At 51.3% G+C, this 16571-nt stretch carries 18 protein-coding genes; 9 read left to right on the top strand and 9 right to left on the bottom strand.

The genetic code is table 11. From position 1 onward, the window contains the following. Positions 1-95: 95 nt before the first annotated feature. The 6 genes from NQF86_RS03410 (at position 96) to mltG (ending at position 5482) form a co-directional block, all read left to right on the top strand. A complete protein-coding gene (locus tag NQF86_RS03410; RefSeq protein WP_266116188.1) occupies positions 96-821 on the top strand; it encodes a glycine betaine ABC transporter substrate-binding protein in 726 nt (241 codons plus the stop codon). A gap of 49 nt (positions 822-870) precedes the next feature. Beyond that, a complete protein-coding gene (fabD, locus tag NQF86_RS03405) occupies positions 871-1815 on the top strand; it encodes an ACP S-malonyltransferase (RefSeq protein WP_266116187.1) in 945 nt (314 codons plus the stop codon). A gap of 12 nt (positions 1816-1827) precedes the next feature. After that, a complete protein-coding gene (fabG, locus tag NQF86_RS03400) occupies positions 1828-2571 on the top strand; it encodes a 3-oxoacyl-[acyl-carrier-protein] reductase (protein WP_266116186.1) in 744 nt (247 codons plus the stop codon). 163 nt (positions 2572-2734) lie between these two features. Further along, positions 2735-2977 (top strand): acyl carrier protein, encoded by a 243-nt coding sequence (locus NQF86_RS03395; protein WP_266116185.1) that lies wholly within the window; start codon positions 2735-2737, stop codon positions 2975-2977. Positions 2978-3108: 131 nt separating this feature from the next. Beyond that, positions 3109-4392 (top strand): beta-ketoacyl-ACP synthase II, encoded by a 1284-nt coding sequence (gene fabF, locus NQF86_RS03390; RefSeq protein WP_266116184.1) that lies wholly within the window; start codon positions 3109-3111, stop codon positions 4390-4392. Positions 4393-4435: 43 nt separating this feature from the next. Next, positions 4436-5482, top strand: a complete 1047-nt coding sequence (gene mltG / locus NQF86_RS03385) for an endolytic transglycosylase MltG (protein ID WP_266116183.1) — start codon at positions 4436-4438, stop codon at positions 5480-5482. 73 nt (positions 5483-5555) lie between these two features. Here mltG and NQF86_RS03380 read toward each other — a convergent pair whose 3' ends face one another. Together NQF86_RS03380 and NQF86_RS03375 are read right to left on the bottom strand one after the other, a co-directional pair. Continuing rightward, positions 5556-6239: a lipid-binding SYLF domain-containing protein gene (locus tag NQF86_RS03380; protein WP_266116182.1), complete on the bottom strand. Its 684-nt coding sequence runs from the start codon at positions 6237-6239 to the stop codon at positions 5556-5558. A gap of 43 nt (positions 6240-6282) precedes the next feature. After that, positions 6283-7089, bottom strand: coding sequence for an inositol monophosphatase family protein (locus NQF86_RS03375; RefSeq protein WP_266116181.1), 807 nt, complete (start codon positions 7087-7089; stop codon positions 6283-6285). Between the two features lie 161 nt (positions 7090-7250). On the opposite strand from NQF86_RS03375, the gene NQF86_RS03370 reads away from it, so the two are divergent. Continuing rightward, a complete protein-coding gene (locus NQF86_RS03370; protein ID WP_266116180.1) occupies positions 7251-8138 on the top strand; it encodes a glucosamine inositolphosphorylceramide transferase family protein in 888 nt (295 codons plus the stop codon). 52 nt (positions 8139-8190) lie between these two features. Here the strand turns inward: NQF86_RS03370 and NQF86_RS03365 are convergent, their stop codons facing one another. Genes NQF86_RS03365 through NQF86_RS03345 form a run of 5 tightly spaced genes read right to left on the bottom strand, consistent with a single transcriptional unit; the run spans position 8191 to position 12860 of the window. Then, positions 8191-8946, bottom strand: coding sequence for a nucleotidyltransferase family protein (locus NQF86_RS03365; protein ID WP_266116179.1), 756 nt, complete (start codon positions 8944-8946; stop codon positions 8191-8193). After that, complete coding sequence (locus tag NQF86_RS03360) at positions 8943-9749, bottom strand: sterol desaturase family protein (RefSeq protein WP_266116178.1); 807 nt, start codon at positions 9747-9749, stop codon at positions 8943-8945. The genes NQF86_RS03365 and NQF86_RS03360 overlap by 4 nt, the downstream gene beginning before the upstream one ends. Then, positions 9746-10846: an LptF/LptG family permease gene (locus NQF86_RS03355; RefSeq protein WP_266116177.1), complete on the bottom strand. Its 1101-nt coding sequence runs from the start codon at positions 10844-10846 to the stop codon at positions 9746-9748. The genes NQF86_RS03360 and NQF86_RS03355 overlap by 4 nt, the downstream gene beginning before the upstream one ends. Further along, a complete protein-coding gene (locus NQF86_RS03350) occupies positions 10843-12012 on the bottom strand; it encodes an LptF/LptG family permease (RefSeq protein ID WP_266116176.1) in 1170 nt (389 codons plus the stop codon). The genes NQF86_RS03355 and NQF86_RS03350 overlap by 4 nt, the downstream gene beginning before the upstream one ends. Beyond that, positions 12006-12860 (bottom strand): metallophosphoesterase family protein, encoded by an 855-nt coding sequence (locus tag NQF86_RS03345; RefSeq protein ID WP_266116175.1) that lies wholly within the window; start codon positions 12858-12860, stop codon positions 12006-12008. Before NQF86_RS03345 ends, NQF86_RS03350 begins: the two co-directional genes overlap by 7 nt. A 226-nt stretch (positions 12861-13086) precedes the next feature. Here NQF86_RS03345 and NQF86_RS03340 point away from each other — a divergent pair, with 226 nt between their 5' ends. Then, positions 13087-14055 (top strand): acylglycerol kinase family protein, encoded by a 969-nt coding sequence (locus NQF86_RS03340; protein ID WP_266116174.1) that lies wholly within the window; start codon positions 13087-13089, stop codon positions 14053-14055. Beyond that, entirely contained in the window at positions 14048-14989 is a 942-nt protein-coding gene (locus tag NQF86_RS03335) for a hypothetical protein (RefSeq protein ID WP_266116173.1), read from the top strand. The genes NQF86_RS03340 and NQF86_RS03335 overlap by 8 nt, the downstream gene beginning before the upstream one ends. A 75-nt stretch (positions 14990-15064) precedes the next feature. Here the strand turns inward: NQF86_RS03335 and spt are convergent, their stop codons facing one another. Next, positions 15065-16264, bottom strand: a complete 1200-nt coding sequence (gene spt / locus NQF86_RS03330; protein ID WP_407652847.1) for a serine palmitoyltransferase — start codon at positions 16262-16264, stop codon at positions 15065-15067. Next, positions 16261-16515 (bottom strand): acyl carrier protein, encoded by a 255-nt coding sequence (locus NQF86_RS03325; RefSeq protein WP_266116171.1) that lies wholly within the window; start codon positions 16513-16515, stop codon positions 16261-16263. The genes spt and NQF86_RS03325 overlap by 4 nt, the downstream gene beginning before the upstream one ends. Positions 16516-16571 lie beyond the last annotated feature (56 nt).

The raw sequence follows: 16571 nt of genomic DNA, 5'->3' as shown, positions 1-16571 counted from the left end.
CCCTGTCTCCTGAGGCAGAGGTGCGCAGGGCTTCACAAAACAGCGGGTGGTGTTTATCCCGGGTTGTAGTTTTCTTCCTGATACGAGGCAGGTTTATGTCATATCTCACTATTGGTCATCTTTACACGGCGTTGCATGCCGCCTGTGCCAGCGGTGTCGCCCGTGTTATCGAGGCGAATGGTGAGGCCGTAGCCTATGCAGACCTGGGGCCTGATGAACGTCTTCAGGCGCTGGATGACGGCGAAATTGATATTCTTGTTTCTGCGTGGTTTCCGCAGGATGATGCTATTCTGGCCCGTGGCCATGAGGTCATTGGCAGTTTATATCATCCTGAGCTTAATTTTTCTGCTCTGAAAAAGGCGGGGAAGGGAGCTGGTTGGAAGGTGGGGGATTTCACATCTCTGCTTATGACAGAAGATGTCCGTCCTTATGTGGAAAAGATGTCTGAACGGTATCCAAGTCTCAAGGACCTGTCGCATGATGTTGTAACAGTGGAGGATGTCATGCCTCGGCTGCAACAAGCTGAGACAGCAGGGGAATGCCCGCTTGTGGCTATTTGGCAGCCTCATGCTATTTTCCATACAGACATGCTGGAAATTCTGCCGAATGGTGACTTGCTATCTGGGCAGGTACAGACGGCAAGGCTGGTCCTTCGTAAGGGATTGCGTGACGAAGTGGATGAGGACATGCTCGATGAGCTGTCCATTATGATGCTGAGCAATAAGGTCATGAGCGCGCTCGACCATGCTGTGAGCATTGATGGCATGGGGCCGGAGGAAGCTGCGGAATCATGGCAGCGTGGGCGGCTTATTCCCCGCTGAAATGTCTATTATTTATCTGTTGCTAAACTGAAGTTGTGGAGGTGCCTGCATGGCAGGTCATGCATTTGTGTTCCCTGGTCAGGGGAGCCAGTCGGTCGGTATGGGGCTGGAGCTTCATAAGGCGTTCCCTGTTGCCCGTGCTGTTTTTGAAGAAGTGGACGAGGCGCTTAGGGTCAATCTGTCCCGTCTGATTTTCGAAGGTGATCCTGCCGAGCTGACAGCTACCGAGAACACTCAGCCGGCTCTGTTCGCTGTTTCCATGGCTGTAGTGCGGACATTGGAGCATGAAGGTGGTTTTGCCCTCAAAGACAAGGCTGCGCTTCTGGCAGGGCATTCCCTTGGGGAATATGCTGCTCTAACGGCGGCTGGTGTCATGAGCATTGCAGAAGGAGCACGTCTGTTGCGCTTGAGAGGGCAGGCTATGCAGCTGGCTGTTCCGGCTGGTCAGGGGGGTATGGCGGCTCTCCTCGGTGTAGAGCCTGATGTAGCTCAGGCTATCTGTGCAGAGTGTGCGCGGGGCGATGTTCTGGAAATTGCCAACGATAATGGTGGTGGACAGATTGTTATTTCCGGGCATATGGCCGCTGTGGACCGGGCCCTTGAAGCAGCAAAGGCAAAAGGCATTCGCCGTGCGGTCAAGCTTCCTGTTTCAGCGCCGTTCCATTCATCTCTGATGGCACCTGCTGCAGAGGAAATGAAGGAGGCTCTTGCAGCAGCTGATTTCCGCCCTGCCAATATTCCTGTGATTGCTAACGTAACGGCGGAAGAAATCTCTCAGCCGGAGGATATCCGTATCCGTCTTGGGGAGCAGATTACGGGACGTGTACGGTGGCGTGAGACAGTCCTGTCTATGCCGGGGAAAGGGATCACAGCTATTCATGAGCTTGGTGCCGGTAAGGTCCTGACCGGTCTGGCCCGTCGTATTGTGCCTGATCTCTCGGCAGATCATGCCGGGACACCGGCAGAGATCGAAACCATGTTGAAAAGTCTGTAAGGGATAATCCTGATGTTCTCTCTCTCTGGTAAAATGGCTCTGGTGACTGGGGCTTCTGGTGGGATTGGTGCGGCTATTGCTCGGCAACTTCATGAGCGTGGTGCTGTTGTCGTTTTGAGCGGCACACGAGAAGGGGCCCTCCGGGATGTTGCGGCCACATTGGGCAGTGAGCGTGTTTACGTTGTTCCTGCCAATCTGTCCGATGAAGCACAGGCTGACGGTCTGGTAGCGCGGGCAGAGGAGGCTGCTGGTCAGCCACTGGATATCCTCGTCAATAATGCAGGTCTGACACGTGATACACTGGCCATCCGCATGAAGGATGAGGAATGGTCTCAGGTGTTCAAGGTGGATCTGGAAAGTCCTTTCCGTCTGGCCCGTGCTGCTTTGAAGGGGATGCAGCGCAGACGGAGTGGGCGCATCATTTCCATTTCATCTATTGTGGGAACCACGGGTAATCCGGGGCAGGCTAACTATGCTGCGGCGAAGGCTGGTCTTGTCGGGATGAGCAAGTCGCTCGCACAGGAAGCAGGGCGCCGTGGTGTGACAGTGAATGTTGTGGCGCCGGGCTTTGTGGAAACGGCTATGACGGATGTTCTGCCAGAGGCTGTCCGTGAGAAGCTGCTGGGTAATATCCCGTTGGGCCGTATGGGGCGCCCGGAAGATGTGGCTGCTGCCGTGGTCTATCTGGCATCTGATGAAGCAGCATGGGTGACGGGCACAACGCTTCATGTTAATGGTGGCATGGCCATGGTCTGAAAAGTTTGGCGTTTTGCAGGAAAACATGCTAAGCGCGGCCTGCTTGGCCTGACCAAGGATCAGAGTATGGCTTCAATGCCGGACATTCGCATGTCCCGAAGCTGAAAAGCAGGCAGGTTTTTTTCTTAGACACACCCTGTAGGGTAGCAAGGATTTAAGGCAGATGAGCAACGAAATCGCTGACAAGGTAAAGAAGATCGTCGTCGAGCATTTGGGCGTTGAGGAAGACAAGGTGAAGCCTGATGCTTCCTTCATCGATGATCTGGGTGCTGACAGCCTGGACACTGTTGAGCTGGTTATGGCTTTCGAAGAAGCTTTCTCTGTTGAGATTCCAGAAGATGCCGCTGAGAAGATTGCTACGGTGAATGATGCCATTGAGTACATCACCAAGCAGAAGGCTGCCTGATTCTCATATCGGGACTGGATGGCAGGGGTGGACTGGCCAAAATGGTCCGCCCTTGCCATAAATAGGGAGCGAAGCGGAGTATCGTCCGTTTCGCTTTATGCATATTTAGAGAATTATGAGGTAAGGCGGCGATGAGCGGTTCTGGAACGAACAGAAAACGTGTGGTCGTTACGGGAATAGGCGTAGTAAGTCCGTTGGCTGTTGGTGCAGAACTGACATGGAAGCGCCTTATCAACTCTCAGTCCGGTATCGGACCGATTACGCAGTTTGATGCTTCAGGTTTGCCGGCTCGGATTGCAGGTGAAGTGCCTTCTGGCCCGACCGAAGAAGGTGGCCTGACACTTTCTGACTGGGTACCTGTCAAAGAACAGAAGAAGATGGATCGTTTCATCCATCTTGGTCTGGCCGCGGGGATTCAGGCGGTGGAAGATTCTGGGTGGAAGCCCGAATCTGAAGAAGATCGCTGCGCAACAGGCGTGATGATCGGGTCTGGTATTGGTGGCCTGAAAACGATTTACGACAATTCTCTTGCTGTTGCTGCGGGCAAAGCACGTCGTTTGTCACCCTTCTTCATTCCGTCTTCACTGATTAACTTGACGGCTGGGCATCTTTCAATTCGGTACGGTTTCAAGGGGCCGAACCATGCCGTAGTGACGGCGTGTGCCTCCGGGACGCATGCCATCGGTGATGCTTCTCGGCTAATCCAGCATGGTGATGCCAAGGTGATGATTGCTGGTGGTGCCGAATCAGCCATTTGCGAGTTAGGTATCGCAGGTTTCTGTTCTGCTCGTGCTCTGTCTACAAGCTTCAATGATGATCCAACGACTGCATCCCGCCCATGGGATGAGAGACGTGATGGGTTTGTCATGGGAGAGGGTGCTGGTGTGGTCGTGCTGGAGGAGTACGAACACGCAAAACGCCGTGGCGCCAAGATTTATGGTGAGATTGGCGGTTACGGTCTCTCCGGTGATGCTCATCACATCACAGCGCCAGCAGAGAACCATGAAGGTGCCTATCGCGCCATGCAGGCCGCTCTAAAAGATGCACGCGTCACTCCGGCTGATATTGGCTATGTCAATGCACATGGTACGTCCACCATGGCCGATGATCTGGAGCTTGGCGCTGTGGAGCGACTTTTTGGTGAGGCCGCTGGCAAGGCCAGCATGTCTTCTACAAAGTCGGCTATCGGCCATCTTCTGGGTGCAGCGGGCGCAGTGGAGGCCATTTTCTGCCTTCAGGCTATGCGTGACGGTATTCTACCTCCAACGCTTAACCTTGATAATCCATCTCGTGAGAGTGCGATGGATCGCATTCCGCACAAAGCTAAAGAGCAGAAGGTGGATGTGGCTCTTTCCAACAGCTTTGGTTTCGGTGGAACCAATGCCAGCTTGATCCTCAAGCGCTTCAAGGACTGAAGCGCCAGTTTGATGCAGCTTTTTGTTCGCGAGGAGAGAAACCATGCCACAGGAATCTGCATCAGACTCTGAGGATAAGGCGAGCAAAGTTAGAAAGCGCCTTCGCCTTGTAACAAAGGGACGAGTTTTTTCACTCGTCCTTGTTGCTGCAGGAGGGCTGCTTTTCGCTGGATACGGCCATTATACGGATCCGGGTCCTCTACAGGCAGAGCGGGCTGTGGTCATCCCTCGTGGTGGGGTGGACCGGGTTGTTACTGTGTTACAGGATAATGGTGTTCTAGCCCGTGGCAGCGTATCAGCTCTTTTTTTCAAGGTCGCTCTGTTTGTTACCAGATCACAAGGCAGCATTCATGCAGCTGAGCTGAAGTTTCCAGAACGGGTTTCTCTGGCACACAGCCTTGAGATTTTACGGCATGGCCACCCCGTTACACATAGTCTGACCATTGCTGAGGGGCTGACGGCGTCTCGTATCAGAACCCTCGTAATGCAAGCACCTGCCCTGCAAGGTGATGTGTCCCCTATTGAGGAGGGGCAGGTTGCTCCTCAGACGTTTTTCTATGTCTGGGGTATGGAGAGACAGCAGCTTCTGAAGCACATGACGGATTTGATGACGAATATTGTGCAGGATGTATGGTCTAAACGGGATCAGGTTGCTTTGCAGGATGTTATCACTACGCCAGAGCAACTCCTTATTCTTGCATCGTTAGTTGAGCGGGAAACGTCTCTCCCAGAGGAGCGTCCGCAGATTGCACGGGTTTTTCTTAATCGTTTACGGCAAGGGATGCGTCTTCAGACGGATCCAACGGTTATCTACGCTTTGAGCAACGGGGAAGGCGTTTTATCTCGCGCCCTGACGCATGAAGATTTGCAGTTTGATAGTCCGTATAACAGTTATCAGCATACGGGCCTCCCACCGGGGCCAATATGCTCTCCCGGCCGAGATGCGTTAGAAGCTGCTGCTCATCCTGCTGAAGGCGATGCTTTGTATTTTGTGGCAACTGGACATGGCGGGCATAACTTTGCCCGTACACTTGCTGAACAGACTAACAATGTCAGAGCATATCGCCGCATTAAAGCACAATCTCACTGACTAAAAAGGGTCGTTACCATAAAATGATAACGACCCTTTTTACATGCAGGCTATTGTCTGCATCAACCGTTTATTAGTGATTGAAGACTTTCATCACAACGCGGCGCAGAGGGTCAGCAGCTGTGTTGTTGACCTGCATGTGAATGACAATATCTTCCGGCCCAACAATCTGGTTGTAGTAGGCACGGTTTGCGGCATTGTCGGGTTTCAGCTTGCTACCACCCAGAGAAGCACCAGCGAAGACACCGTTGCTTTTCTGCATGGCGTAGACTTCTTTCGGTGTGTTCTGAGTACCGCTGCCATCATTGCCGAAGGCTGCTGCTGCAGATGCATCGAAGGAATATTCATGATCCATCAGAGACAGCAGGGCCTTCTGAGTCGTGATGAAGAAGAAAAGCTGGCTGTGCTGATACCCGGCCTGCAGACCGAAGGAGCCAGCGCTCAGACGATAAAATGCCGGATTGGACCAGGAGTTGTTGGCGCCGCGAGCAAGAAGAACACACTGCCCACCGCTACCACCAAAAATCAGGGACATCTTAGTGACATCGGGGCAAACAACGACAGCTTTGGTTTCGCTGAGCATACGGCTAGCGTGTGCGTGCACCTTGGAGTCCACAAAAGCGGACTGTACGGCAAATGTGGCCTGATCAACCAGAGACTGCTGCTTGGAGGTCGTAGAAGCGGCATGAGCATTGACGGCCAGAAGCCCGGCGGCAACAGCAAGGGTACGTGAAATGAAGGAAAGAGGTTTGATCACAGGAAAGCTCCTAGGTCATTGTGGTGCAGCAAGCAGTATAGACTTAATCTAAGGTAACGGCTAGCACATCGGACAAGGTACCCGCGATCAGTGGTGCACTGGCAAGAATTGTCGTACGTTGCGTTAATCCTCCCATTTTAAGGAAAGGAGATACACGTGCTCCGGCTTCCTGAAGAAGTACTAGGGCTGCTGCCACATCCCACAGAAAAATAACGAATTCATGGTAACCATCGGATCGACCGCAGGCAACGTCAGCGAGTGCGAGGGCGCCAGAACCTAGTGAACGGGGCATGACGCCCTTTTCCAGCAAGGATTGGATTTTCTGTTGATACCATCCTTCCGGAACATAAGGAGACCAACCGAGTTCAATCATGGCTTCTTCCATTTTGTCCGTTTTGGCGGCTTGAATGGGAGTGCCGTTAAGGAAAGCTCCTTTTCCTGTACGGGCAGTAAAACATTCTCTTAGAGAAGGTGCGTTAATGATGCCGGCGACAGGTGTGTCCTGATACATAAGGCCGAGAGAGATGCACCATCTATTTCGGCCGCGGGCGTAATTTGATGTTCCATCAATAGGATCAATGACCCAGCGAAAGAGGCCCGTAGATGTTTCGCCATGCTCCTCTCCCAGAAAGGCATCTTCTGGGAACAGAGCAGATAGACGTTTGTTGACGAATGTTTCGACAGCTCTATCTGCTTCCGTCACATAATCCTGCCGTCCTTTCAGCTCAGCAATAGGTTTACCCGGAGCGGGCTGCATTCTCCGAGCCAGTTCCGCCGCCTCTCCGATGATGTCACGAGCTGCGTGAAAACGGAGGTCAATTGCGGTATCAAGATCATCCACGGGAGACATATCGAAGTCCTTCTTTGATGCGATGTGGCTGGGTATGCAAATTATAGAAGGATGGTTGTACTGTCAGTAACTGGAGGGGATGGGTAGGGGCTTTCGTCAGAGGGAAACGCCCTGTATGATACAGGTAATTTCGAGAACATGTATCTGTAGGATGAGAAGTTATGAAGTTGTTTACAATGGATTATTGGCGGTCAGCTATTCTTCATGCTCCTTTTGAGCAGATCATCAGGCAGAACAGTCTTGATGATATTGATATGACTTTCCTTCCATCCTGCGGAAAAGAAGGCTTCCTTGCGGATCCATTCGGGCTATGGCGGGATGGGAAGCTGTATGTTTTCGCTGAATATTATGATTACAGCCAGAAGAAGGGTGTTATCGAAGTTCTCATTTATGATGAGCAGTTCTCTCTACAGGAGAGGCGCCGTGTTCTGAGCGAAGACTGGCATCTGTCATATCCTCATGTGTTTCAGCATGAGGGATCTGTTTACATGTTGCCAGAGGCCTATAAGTCGGGACGGCTGACCCTCTATAAAGCAACGTCTTTCCCTTATGAGTGGCAGCCAGTACCATCCTTCAGATTCCCCATTGGGGCCATTGATGCTACGCCGCTTCATCATGCCGGACGTTGGTGGCTGTTCTGGACACCGCCGGCACCCAAAGAATCACGGCAGAGCACGTTACATATTGCCCTGGCTGAGGAGTTAACAGGCCCGTGGTGTGATATGGGGCGTTTTTTGATCGATCGCAGCGGGGCTCGTCCTGGTGGGACCCCCTTCGTGGACGGGGACGAGGTTTTTCTGCCTGTGCAGGACTGTTCGACCACATATGGCGGTGGCATTCGTCTTCTTAGAATGAACGGATTTAGCAGGGGACGTCCTTCCATTTGTGGAGGGGATTCAATCCCGCTTCATGTTCCTGAAATGAAGGCCTATCCGGATGGGATTCATACCCTTTCGGCAGCAGGTAATGTCACTCTGGTTGATTTCAAGAAAATACGGCGAGGGCTAGGACCTGCTTTAATGAATATTAAGGCGCATATTCAGTCTTAATGAAGGGCAGGTCTTTTTTCCCTCATATAAAAAATGAGGGAAGAAAGGTTACTCAATTATGCTGCAGGATTTGTTCAGCGAGCAGTACATCTGCGGGTTTGTCGACATCAACAGCCGCACGCCCATCAGACAAAGGTATGAGCTTGATCTGCGTCCCAGTTATTTCATAGATACGCTTTTCAAGACGTGCTGAACTTAAGGAACGGGTCAGAGCACGGAAAATTGTGGAAAGACCAAGCATGAGAGCCATGCGTAATGGTCGTTTTCTATGCTGTTGCAGTCTCTGCCAGAGTTTGACGACCTGCTTCGATTTTTCGCTTCCCATCCAGAACAGGTTACAGCCTGAGAAGGTCATATCTGCAAGGCGGATGAAAGTCCGCTTTGTGTGCGGAACGTCTCTCTGGATTGTTTCTGCCAGTGCAACACCCGCCGTAAGGTCTGTATAAGTGGCCTGACTTTTCTGGAGGAACTCTTTAACCCATTCTGGGCGAAGTAGGGCATGGTCTGCTGTAGTTACAAGGCAGGGTGTGCCTATGACATCCAAAGCCTGAGCTACGCTTTCACTAGGAGATGCAGCAGCTTGGAAAATGGATACTTTCTCTTTCATGTGAGAAAGCAGATCCGGGCGTTCGATACTGACCCATATTGGACCGATATCCTCTACTTGTTCCAGCGTCTGGACGACTCGGTCAATCATAGGCTTGCCATGTATGGGAAGGAGAGCCTTATGAGACACATTGCCCATTAACGCTAGAGGATCACGCTCGCCATCGCGTGATCCTGCTAGAATAAGAACGGGAATGCTCATGCGCTTTTGGAAAGTTCTTCACTCTTGGGAGCACGGGCTGGATCGGGCCGGTCGCGCGGCGGAGCCCCTGTACGGCGCATAACCCACGGATAGCGTTCAGCTTCTTCAACCGTATATCCAAGATTGAAAACATAGGGGCTACGGGGCCGTTCCTTGGCGGCACGGTAGAAGGTGCCCATCAGCCGATCAGGCAGATAGTTGGTGATTCCGTAATTCCCATCTTCATCATGGAAATGATGAAGGACGTGAAGCTGCTTGATATATACAACCCACTGCCAGCGCGGCTTATAGGCCAGATGCTGGATGCAATGGAAAAACTCATAGATGCAGGTCATAACCAGAGCTGTTGAAAGGGCTGAAAAAGCACCACCCCATCCACCAATCAGCCAGCCAATAGGCATAGTGATGACCATCATGGTTGGCACTGTATTAAGTGGAGAGCCAAACAGAACCTCTAGCAGGTGAGGGTCCTGATGATGATCAAAATGGATGCGCTTCCACATAGAGGCCGTTACCGGATTACGGTAGAACCAGCGTCCATGCAGGATATAACGGTGGATGATGTACCAAGCTGTGGGATAGACTGCCACAATAACAGGTATGGGAATAATGAGGCCCCACCAACTATGACGAAGATAGAGGCTCAGCACGGCCGTACCGACAATCAGAGCAAAATAAAGCAGGATAGTCGGATAAGTAAGATAAGCCGCCCATAATTGTGAAAGGTTCATCTTTCCCAGGTCATAACTTCTGCCTTTTTGCATGAGAGTCGTGCCCTGGAAAAATTTCTTGAGCGTGTTCATTTTTCCTCCATCCGCAGTATCCAGGTCAGGCTGAACAGAGCCGCCACGACCTGCCCCGAACATACAGCGAGTAATATGGGAAGGGAACCAGAATTCCCCAAGGCGGAAATCATACCTTGAAGAATGATCACTCCCAGACCAGCCGCCATGACATAAACCGGCAACGGATTCCGTAATCCTGCACGAGGCGGGATATAGGTGATGGGTAGGGTGATGAGAAGCATCACAATCATCTGCACCGGCAGAAGCAGGGTAGCATATAGGGCCATCAGATAGTTTGATCTAGGTAAATTGGATGGCGCTTTGCCTGAGAAAATTTTCCGAAGCTGCTGAGGGGTATAACGTACCCCTTGAATAGTCATATTGATGATTTCTTGCGGAGACGCATTCAAGATAGGGGGCGTGAATGTGTCACTGACACGGCCTTGCGTTTTATCCTCAAAAATTTCCAGCTGTTTGGAAGCCCCATGGGGGACCCAGTGACCATTTTCGAAGGTCAGGTTCTCATAATACTGACTGCCCGTCAGGCTCCCATCCGAGGCCTGTCGGCGGTAGAAAATGACCTTTGATAGGGTGTTGCCTCCATGGCTGACCACATCAACTTGAACAATATCTTGCCCAGAGCGAAACCACAGACCGTGGAGATCATCCGTTGCGTTGACATTTGTGGCACTCTCATTCCACCAGCGGTTTAGTTCCTGTTCTAGTGGGGGAATGACCCAGAATTGTGCCGCTATGCAGAGGAGACCTAGCAGAATAGGGCCAGGCAGGAGATAGCGGAACATATTGAGTGTAGACAGCCCAGCCGCTTTCAGTACAGCAATTTCGCTAGAAAGGGCCATCTGGAGCAGAGTGAATAGCCCGCCAATCATGACGGAAAGAGGCATGATCTCCACTATGAGGGCGGGAAGGTGCAGCCCCATGAATTTGAATAGTCCCGTCATGCCGAGATGGCGGGCAAAAATTGTAGAGGCGTTATCTAATAGAGAGAGAATCTCAAGCAGGGCCGTTAGAACACCACAGCAGATGATGACCTTGGTTAGCAGGGGTTTGAGAAATGTTTTGAGCAGGGTCGGATGAGAGAAGGGATAAATCATGGTGCGACCCTGCTGGATGGTACCCGCTTTTTGCGACGCCAAGAGACCTGAGAACGTGAGAGAAGGGCGAATGTGCAACCAAGGCAGAAAATGATTTCTGGAACCCAGAGCGCCAGCCAGACGGAGGTCGTGCCATTGGCGGCAAGACTGTGGCCAAAAAGTAGAACTTCGTTGAAACCTACCAGAATGACAGCCAGCATGATCTGTCCAATGGCAGATCGGCGCCTCTTGCGACCAACGGCAAAAGAAATCGCTAGAAGGGGGATGAACATGATGCTGATGGCACGTGTCAGGCGGAAATCCAGCTCTGAACGGAGTTCGGTGCGAGAAATATGATTAGAGCCATGCCGTAGCGCATGAAGCAGCTCTAGAGTAGTCAGCTCCCGCTCATCATCTCCACGGGAGCGGAACGCCTGTCGGCTGCGGGAGCGTTCGATGACTCTGGCTATATGTTCAAAATGTGTGACGGTAACGTGACTGTCTGGCATGTCCGGAGAATTGGCATGAATGATTTGTCCGTCCCAGAGATCGAGCTGTGTGGCGCGGTCGCGTTCGGAAAGAGTCAGAAGCCCTCGTGGAGCGGTCACAAGTTCTGTTGTACCGTCTGATTTTAGACTGCGGATGAAGATGTTCCGGAGGCGGGAGCCCCCATGATCCACACGGTCAGCGGTCAGCATCGTGTGCGATGAGGTGGATGCGAACATCTCTGACTGTAGGTGAGGCGCCCATCCTGTATGGCGGGCGAAATAAAATCCCTCACGATAATCATAACGTGCAATTGGCTGAATATAGCCATAAAGCAGTACGCTAAGAACCGCTAGAATGGCCCCAACTTTGATATAAGGCTGGCTGATGCGGAGCAGGGAAATATGACCGGCACATAGGACGTCAATTTCGTTATGCTCGCTCATGCGGTTTACCGTCATGAAGATAGCAATGCAGAGCGCCGCTGGAAGGGCCAGCCCCATATAATGGGGTAAGAGATCACTCAGGAGAGTGATGAGTGTGGCAACAGAGCTGCCACTGCTGGCAAGGTGGTTAAAGAGTGTTAGTAACCGCTCCAGCAGCAGAGCGATCAGCATGGTGCCCAGAGCGATAGCAAAGGGCGGAACCATCTGACGCAGCAGATAACGATCCAGAGTTGGCAGGGAGCTTCGAATCAACATTCAGCCTGCCTTGTTGGGGTTGTGGAGAGCCACTTCATGCGGGAAAAAACAGTTCCTGTATAATCTTTGCGTAGCAGTTTTATCTGCCAGCCATCTTCATGTGGTGTGAACGTTAAATGGTTCCATCCTGCCTTACGTTCAAGGTGATGGCTGTCCATGGCCGCTGCACTGATGCCAAGGAGAGGAATGTCAGTGCCTTCCACCGTTGTCAGAGTAGCATTATGGGAATGCCCGTGTAGAACAAGCTCTGCCCCATGAGACTGTAGAACTCTAGCAAGGGCGGCTGTGTCTATAAGGGATTTTCTGTAAGGAAGCAGCCCTTTATGAGGGGGGTGATGAAGCATGACTACCCGGCAGTATCCCTCTTTACCCAGCTCTGCAAGAAGCTTTGCCAGTTTCTGGCGTTGTTTCTTGCCAATATAGCCATAGGCGGTAAAGGGCAGAGTAGGCAGTGCAGAATTGAGACCGATTACGGCGACTTTTCCGAAACAACGGACAAAAGGGAAGCTACCTTCGGCCCAGTTCTCCCATAGGGCAAGGCTGTTTCCATATGTGATGGGTGCCATGAAGTCGTGGTTGCCAGGTACGACTATAGGAGAGATGGGCAGTTTACCTAGCCAGCTGGCAGCTTGTTCATATTCCTCTCTGGTGCCGAAATTGGTGATGTCCCCGCTGATGAGGAGAGCGGAAACCTCTTTGTGTGTTGCAATGTTTTCAATCAGTTGTGCGGTGACATCAGGACGCAAGACGTGACGGCGTTTGCTGCGCCATAAAATACGGCTGAGCAATCTTTTGTTGAGAAAAGAGGACCATGCAATAGCGGGAGGTGGTAGATGAGGGTCTGACATGTGAGCCAGACAAACGGAGGGGTCACGCCGGGAAAAAGAGGTGGCGGACAGAGCGGAAGGCATTATGGCACCATGATCATGATGGGAAACGGTCTTTTCAGGGAAACTCCCTGCTGGCTCCCTTAGCATAGCCATGTTAAAGGGGTTCGACCAGCTTGTGAAACAGCAGGGTTTTATTGTTTCTGGGCGGGTTTGTGATGGATAGATACAGAGATTAGTAAAGACCGTGCAGCCAGCCTTGATACATAATCCCAATAGTCGCAAAAATACGCAGGATAAAGGCCGGTTTGTGCGCATGGCACAGCGGAAGATGGGGGATTTCTGTGTTTCTGCTTTGAATGATAGTCATCTTCCAGAACATCTGTCTGAACTGAAACGTAAAGGGGTGGATTTCATTGTCATCAGTGGGGGGGATGGGACGGTCAGCGCTTGTCTGACGGCTATCGCCAACACGTATTGTGATGGCCCCTTGCCAGCTGTGGCTATTCTTCCCGCTGGCAATACTAATCTGATTGCCGGAGATGTAGGGTTCGGTTTGCAGGGTGAAGATGCCATTGATCGAATTATGCGTCCGGCAGGGCTTAAAAGTAAGGTCCGCACTCCGATTAGATTATCCTGGCCCGATGATGATCGGGAGTCCGTATTGGGTATGTTTGGAGGTTGTGCTGGGTATGCCCGTGCCGTAAGGATTGCCCACTCCCCAACGGTTCTGAAATTTGCCCCGCATGATCTGGCAGTGTTTTTCACGCTTTTTAGTAGTTTCGTGAATCTTCTGTTTCGGCGTAGTCGTCAGTCATGGATGTATGGCAGCGGTCTGAGCTGGTCGATGAAAGATGCCGATGGCTCAAATGCTGTGAAGAATATTGGAAGAAGCTTCCTTTATATGGTGACAGGGTTAGAGAAGCTTTCTCATGGTATCTGGCCTTTCTGGAGTGATGAAGCTCATAAGGAAGGCTTTCATTTTCTGAATGTACGGTCCTGTCCGAAGGACCTGCCTAGGGCTTGCTATAACCTCCTCAGGGGGCGGGCACCGGAGTGGTTGAGAGCGCATGATGACTATATCAGCGATGTAGTTGGAAACATGTTGCTTGAAACCGAGAGTGAGTTTGTGTTGGATGGTGAGGTCTTTCCGGCTTCAACAAGTGGTCGGGTAATGCTGGAAAAGGGACCAGCCTTCAGGTTCCTGCATGTCTGAGGCCATCAACCAGCTTCTTATAAAGGAGCTGACGACTTCTGTTCCTGATGAAGTGTCCGATTTTGCCGGAGCAATTGCCGGGACGTTGAAAACCCATCCGCTGGGCATACTGTTTTATGGCTCGGTTTTGCGGGATGTGGATTTCGATGGGATACTGGATTTTTACGTTATCACGGATCGTCCTGTCAGCTTGAGCGGGAACGGTTTTGCGCGCTGGGCAAATCATATTCTGCCACCCAACGTCTATTATATGGAACATGAGGTAGGCACACGTGTTCTTCGGGCCAAGGTTGCCTTCCTCTCCATCGGTCAGTTTCTGAAGCGCAGTACGTTATTTACGCTTGATACAACGATTTGGGCCCGGTTTTGTCAGCCAGTCCGAATGGTTTGGGTACGAGATGGGAAAAGCGCCGATCATATTCTTAAGGCTGTCAGTCAGTGTGTTGTGACAGCTTCATGCTGGGCTGCTCTCCTTGGCCCCGAGAAGGGACAGGCTGCAACATACTGGCATGAGTTGTTTACCAAGACGTATGCGGCAGAATTGCGCGTTGAGAAAAAAGGTAGAAGCCGTAATTTACTGGCAGGCCGGGAAGAACGATATAGGGAGCTTCTTCTACACGCATGGGAACAGGCATCTATCCCTTATCAGGAGGATGAAAATGCCTGCCTGTATCCTGTCTTAACAGAGAAGGCTCGCGTTAAAGCTATAAGACGTTGGCAGCATGTTGCTGCTACCGGAAAGCCTTTGAATGTAGTGCGTCTGATAAAAGCAGCCTTTACGTTTACAGATGGTATTTCGTATCTTCTATGGAAGATACAGCGTCATACGGGGCAGGTCATTCAAGTTTCCAATTTTGAACGAAAACACCCGGTTCTGACATTACCTTTATTTCTTTGGAGGGCCCGAAGATTGCGTTTCAGGTCAGATGCCTGACCCAAAATGCACAAAGCCCCTTATCCAACGCCTTGTTAAGGACGGATAAGGGGCTTTTTTATTGTTACTGAGAAATCAGGTGAGATTCAGTTTTTTGGCAATTTTACCAAATGCGTCCACAGCACGGTCGATTTCTTCCGCAGAGTGAGCGGCCATCACGGAGCAGCGCAGTAGAGGACGATTGTCCGGTGTTGCAGGAGGTAGGGAAAGATTGACATAAACGCCAGCATCCAGAAGGGCATTCCAGAATGCTATGGCCTGTGGGACATCTTCTAAGGTCACGGCAATGACCGGAGAAATGAAGTTGCTCGTGTTCAACCCAACAGACTTGAAACCACCATGCAGACGGGCTGCATTGTCCTGTAGTTTCTGGCGCAGTTCCGGCCTGTCTTTGATTTCCTCCAGAGCCGCAAGTGTAGCCGCGATGATTTCGGGGGGAAGGGAGGCCGTGAACATATAAGGGCGAGAGCAGAGGCGCATCAGATCAATTTCATCATGATCAGTTACGCAGTAACCGCCCACTGTTCCCAAGGATTTGGAAAATGTACCAACGATAAAGTCGATATCTTTTTCACAGTCCTGAAGTTCGGCGACACCACGCCCATGGGCACCCAGCACGCCAAAAGAATGGGCCTCATCAACCATCAGAGGAATGTTATGGCGCTTCTTAACCTCAACAAATTCATTGAGAGGGGCAATATTCCCTGTCATGGAATAAATGCCTTCGGCAATGATGAGGCGAGCACCTGTTGCTTTGTCGGTTCGGGCAACACGCTTCTCGAGGTCAGCCGGATCGTTATGACGGAAGCGAATTACCTGTGCGCCTGAAAGGCGGGCACCATCGTAAATGGAGGCATGACTGTCAGCATCAAGAAAGAGGATGTCATCTTTATTGACTAGAGCCGAAATTGTGCCCAAGTTGGCTTGGTAGCCAGTGGAGAAAATCATGGCGTGTTTTCTTTGAAACACGTCTGCCAGAGCTTTTTCCAGTTTTTGATGCAGGCCAAATGTGCCATTGGCGATACGTGATCCGGTTGTGCCTACACCCATATTCTCGGCAGTACGGATAGCGGCATCACGTGCTGCTTCTGATTGGCTAAGACCCAGATAGTTGTTGGTCCCAAACAGGAGTGTTTCACGCCCCTCGATGATACCTACGGTAGCAGAGAGAGGGCGTTCAATAACAACTCCAAAAGGGTTTCTGGGACTTGTTGCCATGAGGGACTCATAGTTCCCCCTTAACGTAGCGTATTTGTCAAAAAGTCCTGCGCTCATACCTGCTCCGCCTTGATGGCATGCAAGCAGGCTGCCAGATCATCAATTGTACGGATGTCTGCCAGTTTATCGAGAGGAACGGAGACATCAAGTGTATCTTCAATTTCCATCACAAAGTTCATGACGGCAAGACTGTCAAAGGCCAGATCTTCAACGATGCGGCTTTCTCCAGAGATGTCACGCGGCACCTTTGGATTTTCCAGAAGTTTCTGGAGAATCATATGGGAGATATCGGAAACACTGTCTGTCATGTCTTGTCCCTCTGTGACCAAGCGAAGAAGGGGGAAGTATATAATCTTCCCCCGTT

The organism is Bombella pluederhausensis, from assembly GCF_026385525.1.
Taxonomy (GTDB): Bacteria; Pseudomonadota; Alphaproteobacteria; order Acetobacterales; family Acetobacteraceae; genus Bombella; species Bombella pluederhausensis.
Note: the sequence above shows the minus strand (reverse complement) of the source record. Positions and strands in the feature narration are given on the sequence as shown.